The 15,606-nt window shown below is 72.8% G+C and carries 14 protein-coding genes and 2 pseudogenes; 5 read left to right on the plus strand and 11 right to left on the minus strand.

Features of this window, described 5'->3' with window-relative positions:
* Positions 1-16: 16 nt before the first annotated feature.
* From AC3EUJ_RS29460 to AC3EUJ_RS29470, 3 genes are read right to left on the minus strand one after another with little or no spacing between them, the layout of a single operon-like run.
* The gene (locus tag AC3EUJ_RS29460) at positions 17-682 is read right to left on the minus strand and encodes a response regulator (protein WP_431966646.1); all 666 of its coding nucleotides are present in this window, start codon (positions 680-682) and stop codon (positions 17-19) included.
* Entirely contained in the window at positions 679-1,947 is a 1,269-nt protein-coding gene (locus AC3EUJ_RS29465; protein WP_431966648.1) for a sensor histidine kinase, read from the minus strand. The genes AC3EUJ_RS29460 and AC3EUJ_RS29465 overlap by 4 nt, the downstream gene beginning before the upstream one ends.
* A gap of 57 nt (positions 1,948-2,004) precedes the next feature.
* Positions 2,005-2,727 (minus strand): TetR/AcrR family transcriptional regulator, encoded by a 723-nt coding sequence (locus AC3EUJ_RS29470; RefSeq protein WP_431966650.1) that lies wholly within the window; start codon positions 2,725-2,727, stop codon positions 2,005-2,007.
* A 150-nt stretch (positions 2,728-2,877) separates the two neighbouring features.
* On the opposite strand from AC3EUJ_RS29470, the gene AC3EUJ_RS29475 reads away from it, so the two are divergent.
* On the plus strand, positions 2,878-3,336 hold the full coding sequence (locus tag AC3EUJ_RS29475; RefSeq protein ID WP_431966652.1) for a nitroreductase family deazaflavin-dependent oxidoreductase: 459 nt from the start codon (positions 2,878-2,880) through the stop codon (positions 3,334-3,336).
* Here the strand turns inward: AC3EUJ_RS29475 and AC3EUJ_RS29480 are convergent.
* Positions 3,329-3,943: a DUF4230 domain-containing protein gene (locus AC3EUJ_RS29480; RefSeq protein WP_431966654.1), complete on the minus strand. Its 615-nt coding sequence runs from the start codon at positions 3,941-3,943 to the stop codon at positions 3,329-3,331. The genes AC3EUJ_RS29475 and AC3EUJ_RS29480 overlap by 8 nt on opposite strands.
* A 114-nt stretch (positions 3,944-4,057) precedes the next feature.
* The gene (locus AC3EUJ_RS29485) at positions 4,058-5,287 is read right to left on the minus strand and encodes a geranylgeranyl reductase family protein (protein ID WP_431966656.1); all 1,230 of its coding nucleotides are present in this window, start codon (positions 5,285-5,287) and stop codon (positions 4,058-4,060) included.
* A 156-nt stretch (positions 5,288-5,443) separates the two neighbouring features.
* On the opposite strand from AC3EUJ_RS29485, the gene AC3EUJ_RS29490 reads away from it, so the two are divergent.
* Positions 5,444-6,802, plus strand: coding sequence for a dipeptidase (locus AC3EUJ_RS29490; RefSeq protein WP_431966657.1), 1,359 nt, complete (start codon positions 5,444-5,446; stop codon positions 6,800-6,802).
* Positions 6,803-6,851: 49 nt separating this feature from the next.
* Here the strand turns inward: AC3EUJ_RS29490 and AC3EUJ_RS29495 are convergent, their stop codons facing one another.
* From AC3EUJ_RS29495 to AC3EUJ_RS29505, 3 genes and pseudogenes are all read right to left on the minus strand, one after another.
* A complete protein-coding gene (locus AC3EUJ_RS29495; RefSeq protein WP_431966659.1) occupies positions 6,852-7,892 on the minus strand; it encodes an NUDIX hydrolase in 1,041 nt (346 codons plus the stop codon).
* Positions 7,893-8,016: 124 nt separating this feature from the next.
* Positions 8,017-8,292 (minus strand): annotated as a pseudogene (locus tag AC3EUJ_RS29500) (carbohydrate ABC transporter permease); the annotation flags it as partial.
* A 120-nt stretch (positions 8,293-8,412) separates the two neighbouring features.
* The gene (locus AC3EUJ_RS29505; RefSeq protein ID WP_431966661.1) at positions 8,413-9,420 is read right to left on the minus strand and encodes an ROK family protein; all 1,008 of its coding nucleotides are present in this window, start codon (positions 9,418-9,420) and stop codon (positions 8,413-8,415) included.
* Between the two features lie 86 nt (positions 9,421-9,506).
* Between AC3EUJ_RS29505 and AC3EUJ_RS29510 the strand changes: the two genes are divergently transcribed.
* Both AC3EUJ_RS29510 and AC3EUJ_RS29515 read left to right on the plus strand, forming a co-directional pair.
* Positions 9,507-10,493 (plus strand): LacI family DNA-binding transcriptional regulator, encoded by a 987-nt coding sequence (locus tag AC3EUJ_RS29510; protein ID WP_431966673.1) that lies wholly within the window; start codon positions 9,507-9,509, stop codon positions 10,491-10,493.
* A 138-nt stretch (positions 10,494-10,631) separates the two neighbouring features.
* Positions 10,632-10,910 (plus strand): acetylxylan esterase, encoded by a 279-nt coding sequence (locus AC3EUJ_RS29515; RefSeq protein ID WP_431966663.1) that lies wholly within the window; start codon positions 10,632-10,634, stop codon positions 10,908-10,910.
* Between the two features lie 24 nt (positions 10,911-10,934).
* On the opposite strand, the gene AC3EUJ_RS29520 is transcribed toward AC3EUJ_RS29515, so the two are convergent.
* Positions 10,935-11,345, minus strand: a complete 411-nt coding sequence (locus AC3EUJ_RS29520) for a Fur family transcriptional regulator (RefSeq protein WP_431966665.1) — start codon at positions 11,343-11,345, stop codon at positions 10,935-10,937.
* 381 nt (positions 11,346-11,726) lie between these two features.
* On the opposite strand from AC3EUJ_RS29520, the gene katG reads away from it, so the two are divergent.
* On the plus strand, positions 11,727-13,958 hold the full coding sequence (katG, locus tag AC3EUJ_RS29525; protein WP_431966667.1) for a catalase/peroxidase HPI: 2,232 nt from the start codon (positions 11,727-11,729) through the stop codon (positions 13,956-13,958).
* 67 nt (positions 13,959-14,025) lie between these two features.
* Here the strand turns inward: katG and AC3EUJ_RS29530 are convergent, their stop codons facing one another.
* Both AC3EUJ_RS29530 and AC3EUJ_RS29535 read right to left on the minus strand, forming a co-directional pair.
* Positions 14,026-15,306, minus strand: a complete 1,281-nt coding sequence (locus AC3EUJ_RS29530) for a DUF6986 family protein (protein ID WP_431966669.1) — start codon at positions 15,304-15,306, stop codon at positions 14,026-14,028.
* Between the two features lie 137 nt (positions 15,307-15,443).
* Positions 15,444-15,606, minus strand: a pseudogene (locus tag AC3EUJ_RS29535) (electron transfer flavoprotein subunit alpha/FixB family protein); the annotation flags it as partial.

Consider the following 15,606-nt stretch of genomic DNA (forward strand, 5'->3'; position numbering starts at 1 on the left):
CGCGGGCCGCTGCGCTTCAGCCGAGCCAACCGGGTCGTACCAGGCCGGACTCGTAGGCCAGCACGACGAGCTGGGCCCGGTCCCGAGCGCCGAGCTTCACCATCGTGCGGCTGACGTGCGTCTTGGCGGTGAGCGGGCTCACCACCAGGCGGCGGGCGATCTCCTCGTTGGACAGGCCGACCCCGACCAGCGCCATCACCTCGCGCTCCCGCTCGGTGAGCCGGCCGAGTTCCGCCGCGGCCGAGGGCTCCTTGGACCGGGCGGCGAACTCGGCGATGAGCCGCCGGGTCACGCCGGGCGACAGCAGCGCGTCGCCGTCCACCACCGCCCGTACGGCACGCACCAGTTCCTCCGGCTCGGTGTCCTTGACCAGGAAGCCCGAGGCGCCCGCCCGGATGGCCTCGAAGACGTACTCGTCGAGCTCGAACGTGGTGAGGATGACGACCTTGACCCCGGTCAACGCCGCGTCCTCGGTGATCCGGCGGGTGGCCTCCAGTCCGTCCATGACGGGCATGCGGATGTCCATCAGCACCGCGTCCGGGGTGAGGTCGCGGACCAGCCGCAGCGCCTGGGCGCCGTCGGAGGCCTCCCCCACGACCTCGATGTCGGGCTGGGCGTCCAGCAGGGCGGCGAATCCCGCCCTCACCAGGAGCTGGTCGTCGGCGAGCAGTACCCGTGTCATGGGTTCTCCTTGTCGGGGACGGACACCGTCGCGGCGCCGGCGACGAGCGGCAGACGGGCCAGGACGCGGAAGCCGCCGTCGGCGCGGGGTCCGGCCTCGACCGTGCCGCCGAGCGCCGCCGCCCGCTCGTGCATGCCGAGCAGCCCGTTGCCGCCACCGGAATCGTGCGCGTGGTCGGCGGTCGTGGTCGCGGGGCCGTCGTCGTCGACCCGCAGCTCGACCACGCCCCGGCGCCGGGTGACCCGGATGCGGGCGGTACGGGAGCCGGAGTGGCGGATGACGTTGGTCAGCGCCTCCTGGACGATGCGGAACGCCGCCAGGTCCACGCCGGGCGGCAGGGCGCCGGCGCGGACGTCTCCCGTGATGTCGACGGCCAGCCCCGCGCCCGCGGCCTGTTCAAGCAGTTCGGGCAACCGGTCCAGGCCCGGGGCGGGTGAGCGCGGGGCCTCCCCGGGGCTGCGCAGGGTGCCCAGCACCTGGCGCACCTCGCCGAGCGCCTCCTTGCTGGCGGCCTTGATGGTGGTCAGCGCCTGCCGGGCCTGCTCGGGGCGCTCGTCCATGAGGGCGAGAGCCACCCCGGCCTGCACGTTGATGACCGAGATGCTGTGGGCGAGCACGTCGTGCAGCTCGCGGGCGATGCGCAGCCGCTCCTCGTCGGCGCGGCGGCGCTCGGCCTCGGCCCGCTCCCGCCGGTCGCGGACGAACTGCTCCCTGCGCAGCCGCCACAGCTCCGCGACGGCGAGGATGGCCAGCAGCCATGCGGCGGCCCCCGACACCTGCGCCCACGAGGCGGCCTTGTCCCCGGCGGGCGGCAGCCAGCGGTACAGCCACATCGTGATGAGCAGGTACCCCGTGTACAGGACACCCGCGATGATCAGGACGGCTCTGCGGCGGCCGGCCCCGGCGGCCGTGAAGTAGGCGGCGATGATGCTCAGGAAGACCGGCCCGTACGGGTAACCGGCCGCGACGTACGCGAGCGTCACCGCCGAGACGGCGGCGGCGACCGCCAGGGGCGCGCGGTCGCGCCACAGGAGCAGGACGGGCCCGGCGAGCAGGAGCGCGTATCCGAAGTGGTCCAGGGCGACCCGGCCGGACGCGTTGTGCGAGGCGGCCGTGGTGCCGACCACCTGGACGACGGCGATGACCGACGACGAGATCCACGGATGGCGCAGGCGCTCGTCGCCTCCGTGAGCGCGTCCGGGCGCGGTGTGGCGCCACCAGGGCCCCCGGGGCGGGCCGCCTCCCCGTGCCGAGTCTTCCGTCATGCGGCCACGCTAGACCGGGGGCGGCGGGCCGGCGTCCGGTCAGCGGGGTGATCGCGTCTACTCCCCGCGGAGTACGCGCTCACGGCGGAGCCCTGCCTGGTGCGCGAGGCCCGCGACGGCCTGGTCGAAGAAGTCGTCGCGCGCCTCGACCACCTTGTTGAACTGGCCGAACACCTCGAAGCTGACCAGACCGAAGAGCTGCGCCCAGGCGGCGACGAGGGGGGGGATCGCCCGTGGCGGCAGGTCGCGGTCCAGGTCCTTGCTGAGCCGCCAGGCGTCGGCGTGGGCGGCGTCGGACAACGGCTCGTCGGGCGAGGGCACGGCGAGCGCCCCCGCGGCGTGTGCCTGCTCGGCCACGGCGAGGAGTGCGAGCGGGACCCGGGAGGCGGGTCCGATCGTGTCGAGCGGGGCGGAGTAGCCGGGCACGGGGGATCCGTAGATGAGCGCGTACTCGTGTGGATGGCCGAGGGCCCAACGGCGCACGGCCCGGCAGACCTCGCGCCAGCGCTCGACGGGCTCGTCACCGCCGGCGCGGGCCAGGGCCTCCTCGGCGGCGGCCCCCACGGCGTCGTAGGCGTCCACGATGAGGGCGGTGAGCAGCTCGTCCCGGCTCGGGAAGTAGCGGTAGAGCGCGGACGAGACCATCCCCAGCTCCCGCGCGACGGCGCGGAGCGAGAGCCTGGAGGCGCCCTCGTCGGCGAGCTGCCGGCGCGCCTCTTCCTTGATGGCCGCGGTCACTTCGTCGCGGGCCCGTTCCCTGGCCGTTCGGATGACGCTCATGGGATCAGTGTAGGCGCGAATGGAGCAACGACCAATAACGAGAGCACCGCTCTTGCCAGGGAGCGCCGGGATGTGCACACTGTTCTCAAGCGAGAGCACCGCTCACGGACCGCCTTCGGTCCACGACGCGCGCATCACGGAGGAGTCCTCATGTCCGAGCACGTCATCAAGCCCGGCTGGTTCGTGGTCAACGTCTTGAACCGCGCGGTGGCCTGGCTGACCCGCCGCGGCCTCAGTGTGTGGGGCTCCCGCGTGCTGGCCGTCCGCGGGCGCAAGAGCGGGGAGTGGCGGCGCACCCCGGTCAACCTCCTGGAGGTGAACGGGGAGCGCTACCTCGTTGCGCCCCGCGGGCACGTCCAGTGGACGCACAACATGCGGGCCGCCGGCGGGGGTCGGCTGCTGCTGGGCAAAAAGGTCGAGGAGTTCAGTGCGACGGAGGTCGGTGACGACGCCAAACCCGAGGTGCTGCGTGCCTACCTCAAGCGCTGGAAGGCCGAGGTGGGCGTGTTCTTCGGCGGTGTGGGGGCGGATTCCTCCGACGAGGAACTGCGTGCCATAGCCCACAAGCACCCGGTCTTCCGCATCACTGAACTCCGGCCCGTCAGCTGAAGCGGACCTCCACCTTCTCGAACCCCAGCGAGGTCAGCAGCCGTTCCAGCATGGCCCGGGTGTTGGTCTCCGCACGCTTGGTCAGCTCGGTGGACTTCGCCGCCTGCTGGATCTTCTTCGCGGCGAGTTGCTGGACCTGGTGTTCGTCCCCCGGATGGGAGGAGAAGAAGTCGCCGAGCCGGTCGAAGAAGCCGCGCTCCTGGGCCACCACGTACGAACGGTCAACGTCGAGCGAGGTCCGCCCGAGTTCGGCGTGGGGCAGGGTGAGGACGGCGGAGGTCCGGTCCTCGGAAACGGTGACGCCCTTCGGGCCCACGTCACCGAGGTCAACGTAGGCGTCGACGCTGCCGGCCCCCACGTAGAGCGTGCGCCTGCCGCGCACCGCGTCGGGAAGGAACTTGGCGTCCTTCTCCAGGTCGACCACGACCTGGAACTGGCCGCTCGCCCCTTCGAAGCGGTTCATGTCCTGGATGGCCTTGAGCACCACGGGACCGGTGCGGTCCTTGGTCTCCTCGGCGAAGGGGTTCGGCAGACCCGGTATCAGGTCGGCGCGCGCGACCAGGAACAGAAGTCCGCCGAGCACCACGAGCCCGGTGAGTGTACGCACCCACCACGGCAGTCTTCCGTCTACGTTCCTCAAGGGCATGACGAGGACACCTCCCACAACGTCTCTGCCCCTCAACTCCGCCTTTATGACGCCCGGGAGGGTGCCATGAGGAGGTCAACGACGGTCGAACGACTCCAGCGCGCGACGGGCCAGCGGATGAGTACGGACCAGCTCGGCGAGCGAACTGGAACCGCGGGTGATCTTAGCGAAGGCGTTCCATGCCGGGGGGAGGGTTGTGAGAGCCGCGTGCAGCAGACCCGGACGCTTCTCGAAGACGCCCAACATGCGGCGGCCGACGCCCATTTCGACGCCGAGGCCGGCTTTGACGGCGAAGGCGTAGTTCAGTGCCTGGCGACGTGCGTCCACCGCGTCGTGCGCCTCGGCGATCCGCGCCGCCCACTCCCCCGCCAGGCGGCCGGAGCGCAGCGCGAAGGAGATGCCCTCGCGGGTCCACGGCTCCAGCAGACCCGCCGCGTCTCCGCACACCAGCACACGGCCCCGCGAGAGCGGGGAGTCGTCGGCGCGGCAGCGCGTGAGGTGGCCGGAGGAGATGCTCGGCTCGAAGCCCGCCAGTCCGAGCCGGCCCACGAAGTCCTCCAGATACCGCTTGGTGGCGGCACCGTCGCCACGCGCCGAGATGACGCCGACGGTCAGGGTTTCGCCCTTGGGGAAGACCCAGCCGTAACTGCCGGGCAGCGGGCCCCAGTCGATGAGAACGCGGCCCGCCCAGTCCTCGGCGACCTCGGCGGGCACCGGGATCTCGGCCTCGAGCCCCAGGTCCACCTGGGCCATCTTGACGCCGACATGGGCGCCTATCCGGCTCGCCGAGCCGTCGGCGCCGACCACCGCGCGGGCGAGGATGGTCTCGCCGTCGTTGAGGACGACCGCGACGGTCCGCCGGTCCGGGACGGAGGTGCCGTGCTGCTCGACCCGGGAGACCGAGGCCCCGGTCCGCAGCCGCGCGCCCGCGTCGACTGCCGTGTCCACGAGCCGGGCGTCGAACTCGGGTCGGTTGATCAGCCCGAAGAGCATCTGCCGCGACCGGCGGGTCCGGCTGAGCCTGCCGTTGAGGCTGAAGGTCACCGCGTGCACCCGGTCGCGCAGCGGGAGTTCGAAGCCTGGCGGCAGCGCGTCGCGGGAGGGCCCGATGATGCCACCACCGCAGGTCTTGTAGCGCGGCAGTTCGGCCTTCTCCAGCAGGAGCACCCGGCGTCCCGCACTCGCCGCGGCGTAGGCCGCCGAGGCCCCGGCCGGCCCGGCACCCACCACGACGACGTCCCACACCTGCGTGCCGTCGGCGCCGTCCGCCGAACCGCCGTCCTGCGCCTGGTACTCGCTGCTCACGTGTGCTTCCGCTCCCGTTCGACCCGCCGACTGCCGCCGCCCCTGCTCAGCCGCATACTAATCCGCGGGGTGAGCGCGGCTGCCTGTGGCACCATCGATCACGACCACCGGTCCCCGAACATCGCGTTCGACCTGTCCCACGCACCAGGAGCGCCCATGTCCGCCGCACCTCTCGCCGCAACCGTCGCCGCACTCATGCCGCGGGCCCGGACCGAGCTGGCCGAGCTGGTGTCGTACCGCTCGGTGGCCGACCCGCGGCAGTTCCCCAGGAGCGAGTGCGAGCGGGCCGCCTCCTGGATCGCCGACGCGCTGCGCGCGGAGGGCTTCGAGGACGTCGCCCTGCTGGACACGCCGGACGGCACGCAGTCGGTGTACGGCTACCTGCCGGGCCCTGAGGGCGCGCCCACGGTGCTGCTGTACGCGCACTACGACGTGCAGCCGCCGCTGGACGAGGCCGGCTGGCTGTCGCCGCCGTTCGAGCTCACCGAGCGCGACGGCCGCTGGTACGGTCGCGGCGCGGCCGACTGCAAGGGCGGCCTGATCATGCACCTCACCGCGCTGCGCGCGCTGCGTGAGAACGGCGGGGTCCCGGTCGGCGTGAAAATCATCGCCGAGGGCTCGGAGGAGCAGAGCACCGGCGGCCTGGAGCGCTACGCGGAGGAGCACCCGGAGCTGCTGGCCGCCGACGCCATCGTCATCGGCGACTCCGGCAACTTCCGCGTCGGCCTGCCGACCGTCACGGCGACCCTGCGCGGCATGGCGCTGGTGGACGTCAAGGTCACCACCCTGGAGGGCAATCTGCACTCCGGCCAGTTCGGCGGCGCCGCGCCGGACGCGCTGGCCGCTCTGGTCCGCATCCTGCACACACTCCACGACGACTCCGGCGCCTCCGCTGTGACGGGCCTCACCGCCGACGCCGCCTGGGACGGGCTCCAGTACGCAGAGGAGACCTTCCGCTCCGACGCCAAGGTGCTCGACGGTGTGAACCTGATGGGCTCCGGCACGGTAGCGGACCGCCTCTGGGCCCGCCCGTCGGTCACCGTCATAGGCATCGACGCGCCTCCCGTGGTCGGCGCCACTCCGTCCGTCCAGGCCACCGCGGGCGCCAAGGTCAGCCTTCGGGTCCCGCCGGGCGTGGACGCGCAGCAGGCGGCCAAGCTGCTGATCGCCCACCTGGAGGCGGCCGCCCCCTGGGGCGCCCGCGTGGAGGTCACCCAGGTCGGCAGCGGCCAGCCGTTCCGCGCGGACACCTCCAGCCCGGCGTACGCCTCGATGGCGGAGGCCATGCGCGCCGCGTACGGCACCGAGATGGAGATCGCCGGCATGGGCGGCTCCATCCCGCTCTGCAACACCCTGGCGACGCTCTACCCCGAGTCGGAGATCCTGCTGATCGGCCTGAGCGAGCCGGAGGCGCAGATCCATGCGGTGAACGAGAGTGTCTCCCCCGAGGAGCTGGAGAGGCTCTCGCTCACCGAGGCGCTCTTCCTGCAGAAGTACGCCGCCAAGGCGGTCTGAGCCCGGCGGACGGCCGGGACGCGCCAGTCGCCTCTCGGCCGCCCGCCTCTCAGCCGCCCACCGGCACCCCGGCCTCCAGGTTGAGCACGGTGGCCCGCTCGCGCGCCCGCAGCGCCCAGCGCAGCCGGGTGTGCCGGACGGGCGGCAGCATGGAGGCGGCCTCGTCCTCCGTGGCGAAACGCCAGCCCCGCAGCTCGGCGCCGGGCAGCAGCAGGCGCTCGGCGTCGGCGGCGGGCAGCAGCCCGCCGTCGAAGAGCAGCCGCAGACCGCCGTATCCCGGCGGCAGCGGCGGTTCCCAGTCGACGACCAGGAGCCGGGGCACCGCCGGGAGCCGTAGGCCGAGTTCCTCGGCGACCTCCCGCATGCCGGCCCGCGCGGGCGGCTCACCGGGCTCGACTACCCCGCCGGGGAACTCCCAGCCGGGCTTGTAGGTCGGGTCGACCAGCAGCACCCGGTCGTCCTCGTCGAAGAGCAGCACGCCCGCGGCGAGGGTCTCGGCGGTGGGCTCCGGGGTCTGCACGATGTCGCAAGCGCCGGCCCCCTCCCGTATCGCCTCGGCGATCCGCTCGGCGGTCGTACGGGGGGCGAGCCCCGCGGTGTCGACGACATGGGCGTCCGCCGTGAGCCAGGGCAGTGCCTCCTGGTAGGCGGGCAGGTGGTCCAGGCACCAGTCGCGGACCCCCGCACTGGCCTCGGCGTCGCCCGGTATCTCGGCGCGCTGGTCGATCCGCTCGCGCAGAACCGTTTCCTCAGCGTGCAGCAGCACATGCCGCACAGTGATCCGGCGGGCCGCGAGCCCGCCGAAGATCTCGTCCCGGTACTCCTGCCGCAGCAGGGTCATCGGCACCACCAGAGGTCCTCCGCCGACCTCGGCGAGCAGCGCGGCGGCGGTGTCGACGACCAGCCGCCGCCACGCGGGCAGTTCCTGGTAGTCGCAGACCTCGCCCAGCCGCTTCTCCGGAAGCATCAGCCGCAGCCCGCTGCCGATGAGTTCCGGATCGTAGAGCACGCTGCCCGGCAGCAGTTCGAGCAGTTCGCGTGCCGCAGTGGTCTTCCCCGCGCCGAACGTGCCGTTGAGCCAGACGATCACGGTGCCCCCTCTTCCGTAGCCTGGTAGCCCCCTACGAATTGCCCGGATCATCGGCGTCGGCAAACGCGCAGACCCGGCCATCGGCGCATACCGGTGGCTTCGGCACCCCTGAAGACGGTGGTCGGCCCTTGCTGGCCCCCAGGGTCGGTCCGGCGGTGAACTGCCGCCGCAGCAGCATGAACACCAGGACGGGCGGCAGCGCCACCAGCACCGAGCCGGCCGCCCACAGGTTGTAATCGGTGAAAAACAGGCCCCGCAGGTTGGTCAGGGCTGAGGTCACCGGCGGTTTGTCGCCGTCGGGGATGAAGACCAGGGCCCACAGGAAGTCGTTGCGCTTCCAGGTGAACTGCAGCGTGGCCAGAGCCGCGAGGGCCGGCCGGCACAGCGGGGGCGTGATCCGGCCCCGTCACGGGCCTCGCGCACCAGGCAGGGCCTCGCCCTGAGCGTGTGCCCGCGGAAAAGTGGGAGCACCACGCCGCAACCGGACCGCAAACGGGGGAGGCTCCCCCTGCGGGAGCCCTTAGGCGCCGGTCGCGAAGGCCTCCAGGCGCAGCGCCTGCGCCGCGGCCGCTGCCGCGCCGACCAGGCCCGCGTCCGTGCCGAGCACGGCGGGAACGACCTTCACCCCGGACGCGAACGACAACGTGGCGTACCGGCGCATATGCGTGCGGAGGGGCTCGAAGAGCAGCGGGCCCGCGCCCGCGACACCGCCACCGATCACCGCCACGTCGATCTCCACCAGGGTGGCCGTCGCGGCGATGCCCGCGGCCAGCGCCTGCGCCGCGCGGTCGTACGAGGCGAGGGCGAGGGCGTCGCCTTCTCGGGCCGCCCGGGCGACGGCGGCGGCGTCGGACTCCTCGCCGTGAGCCGGACGCCAGCCGGACTCCAGGGCGCGCCGGACGATGTTCGGCCCGCTGGCAAGGCGCTCGACGCAGCCACGGCTGCCGCAGGGGCACACGTCCCCGTCGAGGTCGACGCTGATGTGGCCGATGTGCCCCGCGTTGCCGGTCGGCCCGGGGTGCAGCTTGCCGCCGAGGACGAGACCGCCGCCGACCCCGGTCGACACCACCATGCACAGCGCGTTGTCGTGCCCGCGGGCGGCGCCCTGCCAGTGCTCCGCCGCGGTGATCGCGATGCCGTCACCGGTGAGCACCACCGGCAGCCCGCCGACCCGCTCGCCGACCTCGGCGACCACCGGGAAATCGCGCCAGCCGGCGATGTTGACCGGGCTCACCGTGCCGCGCGAGGCGTCGATCGGACCGGCGCTGCCGATGCCCACCGCGACGACCCTGGGCCAGCCCGCGGACTCCCGCAGCCCGGCCAGCACCTTCGCGAGCGATCCCATCACCGTCGCCGCGTCCCGGTCGGCGGGCGTCGGGCGCTGCACGCGCACGAGCAACTCGCCGCGGGCGTCCACCAGGGCGCCCGCGATCTTGGTGCCGCCGATGTCCACGGCGGCGATCAGCGGACCCGCGCCGGCGGCACCCGACGGCGGGACGATGGACTCGGCAGAGCTCTCGAACGGCATGGGCGTAGTGTCGCCCTTTGTTGACAACGTTGTCCAGCCCATAGGATCACGCCGTGACCGATATTCCGCGCACCGCCCGCCCCACCATGAAGGATGTCGCGGCCCGGGCCGGTGTCGGCCTGAAGACGGTATCGCGTGTCGTCAACGAGGAACCGGGCGTCACCGAGGACACGATCTCGCGTGTCCAGGCGGCCATCGACGCCCTCGGATTCCGCCGCAACGACAGCGCGCGGCTGCTCCGCAAGGGCCGTACGGCGAGCATCGGGCTGGTCCTGGAGGACCTCGCCGACCCCTTCTACTCCCCGCTCAGCCGTGCCGTCGAGGACCTGGCCCGCGCGCACTCGACGCTGCTGTTCACCGGATCGAGTGCCGAGGACGCCGACCGCGAGCAGGAACTCGTGCTCGCCTTCTGCGCCCGGCGTGTCGACGGGCTGGTCATCGTGCCCGCCAGCGAGGACCACCGCTACCTCGAACCGGAGATCGCGGCCGGCGTCGCCACCGTCTTCGTCGACCGCCCCGCGGGCGGCATCGACGCGGACGTGGTCCTCAGCGACAACGCCGGGGGCACCCGCGAGGGCGTCGCCCACCTCATCGCCCACGGGCACCGGCGCATCGGCTTCATCGGCGACCTTCCTCGCATCCACACCGCGGCCGAGCGTCTGCGGGGCTACCGGGAGGCGATGGACGCCGCCGGGCTGCCCGTGCACGAGGGCTGGGTCTCCTGCGGGCCCACGGCCCCGGGCCGCGTGCGCGCCGCCGTGGAGTCCATGCTGAGCGGCCCGGAGCCGGTCACCGCCCTGTTCGCCGGCAACAACCGGATCACCGTGACCGCGGTCCGGGTCCTCGCCGACCGGCCCAGCGTGGTCGCCCTCGTCGGCTTCGACGACTTCGAGCTCGCCGACCTGCTGCGTCCCGCGGTCACCGTCGTCGCCCAGGACCCGGGACAGCTCGGCCGCACCGCCGCCGGACTGCTCTTCCAGCGGCTCGACGGCGTCGCGGGCGCCCCCAAGCGGGTCGAGCTCGCCTGCCGGCTGATCCCGCGCGGTTCGGGCGAGCTTCCGCCCGTGCCGTAGCGGCGACGAGGGGATCAGGACGGCTGCTCTCCGACCGGGTCGCGGCGGCCCTGGTCGACGTGCCGTTCCTCTGCCACTACCGGCGGGCCGCGGAGAGCCACCGAGGGGCCGTACCCGGAGCTCGCCCAGTACCTCGGCGTGCACCGGCGCATCGACCCCGAACGGCTCTTCGGCACCCTCGACTACTTCGACGGCGTCCACTTCGCCCCACGCGCCACCGCACCGGCGCCGTTCAGCGTGGGCCTGATGGACCCCGCCTGCCCGCCCTCGACGGTGTTCGCGGCGTACAACCGCTACGCGGGGCCCAGGGACATCACGGTGCGGCGATTCGCGGACCACGGCGGACGCGGCTCCCAGCCGTACGAGCGGATGCTGTGGCTGCGCGGCCTCGGCCTCGCCCCGGCGGTCGGCCGGTAGCCGGCGCTCCCCCCGGCGGCTCGCTCAGGCGCAGGACGGGCACAGGCCGCGGTAGGTGACCTCGGCCTCGGAGACCGTGAAACCGAACCGCTCCTCGGCCGGGAGGTCGGCCAGCGGGTCGCCGGCAGGGTGGACGTCGCGGACGGTGCCGCAGCCCGAGCACACCAGGTGCTGGTGCGGACGGTGGGCGTTGGGGTCGTAGCGCTTGGCGCGGCCGTCGGTGGAGACCTCCATGACCTCGCCGAGGGAGACCAGCTCGCCCAGGGTGTTGTAGACCGTCGCCCGGGAGATCTCGGGCAGCAGCCGCGCCGCGCGGGCGTGCACTTCGTCGGCCGTGAGGTGCACGTGGTCGCCGTCGAGGACCTCCGCGACGACACGCCGCTGGGACGTCATGCGCCAGCCGCGCCCGCGCAGTCGCTCCAGCAGGTCGCTCATGTCTGCTCACCCATTCAGCTCGGTGGACGTCCGGAACTCACCCCGTGGACGCGTCCGGGTTCTGATCGCCTATGGAATTGACGCTCTTCTTGACTTGGACTGCGTCCATCGTAGGATCGGTTCCGGCGCCAGCCAAGGGACAGGAAGACCCCAGTACGGCAGAAGAGAGAGACGTGACGGGACCACCGCCGAGCAGCCGCGCGGTGCCGCCTGGTGACAGCGGGCATCCGCGTCGCACTGCCGCTGCCGGTCCGGGACCCTCTCTCCCTGTCATGCCGCCGGTGAGGCCCCGGTGCGCTCACCGCGGCGGCCCCCCGCCCGAACGCCTCCGACGGCCCGCAGCCCTGAGCACCGTGATCCGCCAGGTCCGGAAGGATTCCCATGTCTGAGAACCATGAAGCAATCGTCACAGACGCCAAGACGGAGGGTGTGGGCGGTTGCCCCGTCGCGCACGGGCGCGCTCCTCACCCGACCCAGGGCGGCGGAAACCGGCAGTGGTGGCCGGAGCGGCTGAACCTGAAGATCCTCGCCAAGAACCCGGCGGTGGCGAACCCGCTCGGTGGGGACTTCGACTACGCCGAGGCGTTCAAGGCGCTCGACCTCACGGCCGTGAAGAAGGACATCCTGGAGGTCCTGACGACCTCCCAGGACTGGTGGCCGGCGGACTTCGGCCACTACGGCCCGTTCATGATCCGCATGGCCTGGCACAGCGCCGGCACGTACCGCATCAGCGACGGCCGCGGCGGCGCCGGCGCCGGCCAGCAGCGCTTCGCCCCGCTCAACAGCTGGCCGGACAACGGCAACCTCGACAAGGCCCGCCGTCTGCTGTGGCCGGTGAAGAAGAAGTACGGCCAGAGCATCTCGTGGGCCGACCTCATGATCCTCACCGGCAACGTCGCGCTGGAGTCGATGGGCTTCAAGACCTTCGGCTTCGCCGGCGGCCGCGAGGACGTCTGGGAGCCGGAGGAGGACGTCTACTGGGGCCCCGAGTCCACCTGGCTCGGCGACCAGCGCTACACCGGCGACCGCCAGCTGGAGAGCCCGCTCGGCGCCGTCCAGATGGGTCTGATCTACGTCAACCCGGAGGGCCCCAACGGCAACCCGGACCCCATCGCCGCCGCGCGCGACATCCGTGAGACCTTCCGCCGGATGGCGATGAACGACGAGGAGACCGTCGCCCTCATCGCCGGCGGCCACACCTTCGGCAAGACCCACGGCGCCGGCCCGGCGGACAACGTCGGTCCGGCCCCCGAGGCCGCCTCGATGGAGGAGCAGGGCCTCGGCTGGCGGAACAGCTACGGCACCGGCAAGGGCGCCGACGCGATCACCAGCGGTCTCGAGGTCACCTGGACCAGCACCCCGACCCGCTGGGGCATGGGCTTCTTCGAGAACCTCTTCCGCTACGAGTGGGAGCTCACGACCAGCCCCGCCGGCGCCAACCAGTGGGTGGCGAAGGACGGTGCCGGCGCGGGCACCATCCCCGACGCGCACGACTCCTCCAAGAGCCAGGCACCGACGATGCTGACCACGGACCTCTCACTCCGGTTCGACCCGGTCTACGAGCAGATCTCGCGGCGCTTCCTGGAGAACCCGGACGAGTTCGCGGACGCCTTCGCCCGCGCGTGGTTCAAGCTGACCCACCGCGATATGGGCCCGGTCGTGCGCTACCTCGGGCCCGAGGTCCCGTCCGAGACCCTGCTGTGGCAGGACCCGCTGCCCGAGCGGACGCACGAGGTGGTCGACGCCGCCGACGTCGCCGCCCTGAAGGAGCAGGTCCTCGCCTCCGGCCTGACCGTGCCGCAGCTGGTGTCCACCGCGTGGGCGTCGGCCTCGTCCTTCCGCGGCAGCGACAAGCGCGGCGGCGCCAACGGCGCCCGTCTGCGCCTGGAGCCGCAGCGCGGCTGGGAGGTCAACGAGCCCGACCAGCTCGCCGTGGTGCTGCGCACCCTGGAGGGCATCCAGGAGTCCTTCAACGCGGCCCAGTCCGGCGGCAAGCGGATCTCGCTGGCCGACCTCATCGTGCTGGCCGGTTCCGCCGCCGTCGAGAAGGCCGCCGCGGACGGCGGTCACCCCGTCGAGGTGCCGTTCACGCCGGGTCGTGTGGACGCCGCGCAGGACCAGACGGACGTGGAGTCCTTCGCCGCGCTCGAGCCGGCCGCCGACGGGTTCCGCAACTACCTGGGCAAGGGCAACCGCCTGCCGGCCGAGTACCTGCTGCTCGACCGGGCGAACCTGCTGACCCTCAGCGCTCCCGAGATGACGGTGCTGGTCGGCGGTCTGCGCGTCCTGAGCGCCAACCACAAGCAGTCCTCGCACGGCGTCTTCACCGCGACCCCCGGGGCGCTGACCAACGACTTCTTCGTCAACCTGCTCGACCTGGGCACGTCGTGGAAGGCGACCTCCGAGGACCAGTCCACCTTCGAGGGCCGTGACAACGCCACGGGCGAGGTCAAGTGGACCGGCACCCGTGCCGACCTGGTCTTCGGCTCCAACTCCGAGCTGCGCGCGCTCGCGGAGGTCTACGCGAGCGATGACGCGAAGGCGAAGTTCGTCAACGACTTCGTCGCGGCGTGGGCGAAGGTCATGGACCTCGACCGGTTCGACCTCGTCTGACCGGTTCCCTGGGACGTCCGGGCCGGCCCCCTCGCGGGCCGGCCCGGACGTCTTCGTGTGCGGGCCCTCAGATGCCGCGGGACCGGCCCGCGAGGGCGTCGAGGTCGGCGCGGGTCAGCCCGGTCGCGGCGGCGACCTCGGCGAAGTCCACGGCGCCGCAGTCGAGTCCGCGCAGCAGGTAGCCGCTCAGGGCCCGGGCGGTGGCGGGCTCGTCCATGACGTCCCCGCCGGCCCTGGCGACGTACGCCGCCAACCGGGCCGCCGCCGCGTCCAGGCCCTCCCGGTAGAAGGCGTAGACCGCGGCGTAGCGCGTGGGCAGATGGGCGGGGTGCATGTCCCAGCCCTGGTAGTACGCACGGGCCAGCGAGCGCCGGACCAGGCCGTAGTGGTGCCGCCAGGCCTCGTGGACCTGGGCGCCGGGGCCGACGGGCAGCACATTGGTGGAGCCGTCGGACAGCCGCACGCCCGTGCCGGCGGCCGCCACCTGCATGACGGCCTTGGCGTGGTCGGCCACCGGGTGGTCCATGGACTGGTACGCCGCGCTGACCCCGCACGCGGCGCTGTAGTCGAAGGTCCCGTAGTGCAGCCCCGTGACGCGGCCCTCGGCGGCGTCGATCAGCCGGGCCACCGTGGCCGTGCCGTCGGGCCCGAGGATGGACTGGGTGGTCTCGATCTGGATCTCGAACCCGAGGCGTCCGGCCTGGAGTCCGCGTGCCTTCTCGAACTCTTCGGCGAGCCGGACGAACGCCGTCACCTGCTGGGGGAAGGTGACCTTGGGCAGGGTCAGCACCAGGCCGCCGGGCAGCCCTCCGGCCTCCATCAGGCCGGTGAGGAAGATGTCGAGGGTGCGGATGCCGCGGTCGCGCACGGCGGCCTCCATGCACTTCATGCGGATGCCGAAGTACGGGGGCGCGGTCCCGTCCGTGACGGCGGCGGCGACGAGCCGGGCGGCGCGGGCGGCCGCCGCGTCCTCCTCGGCGTCGGGCCGGAGGCCGTAACCGTCCTCGAAGTCGATCCGCAGGTCCTCGACCGGTTCGTGCCGCAGCTTGGCGCGTACGCGGTCGTGGACGGGCGCGGCGAGCGCGGGCGGCAGGCCCAGCACGCCGGCGAGCCGCTCCGCGTCGGGGGCGTGCTCGTCCAGGGCGGCCAGGGCGCGGTCGCCCCAGGTGCGCACGGTGTCGGCGGCGAAGGCGTCGGCAGGGACGTAGACGGTGTGAACGGGCTGCCGGGTACCGGGTTCGCCCGGATAGCGCCGGACGAGTTCGGCGTCGACGGCGGCGAGCGTGGCCCCGAGGCCCCGCCGGACCGCGTCGCCGAGCGATGTGCGGACCGTCTCGTTCTGCGCCATCCGGCACCCTCCCCCTCTTCAACAAATCGTTGAAGTGAAGCTAGCCGTCCCTCCGTCGCACCGTCAACGACCCCGGGGACGCCGGGAGCCCCGTGGTGCCGTCGGGGGCGTCACGGGGCTCCGGTGTGCTGCCGGGGTCAGCCCTTGCGGGCGGTGACCGCCTCGGTCAGCTGCGGCACCACGGCGAAAAGGTCACCGACCACGCCGTAATCGGCCAACTCGAAGATCGGCGCCTCCGGGTCCTTGTTGACCGCCACGATCGTCTTCGACGTCTGCATACCCGCCCGGTGCTGAATCGCA

It is taken from the genome of Actinacidiphila sp. bgisy160 (genome assembly GCF_057707815.1).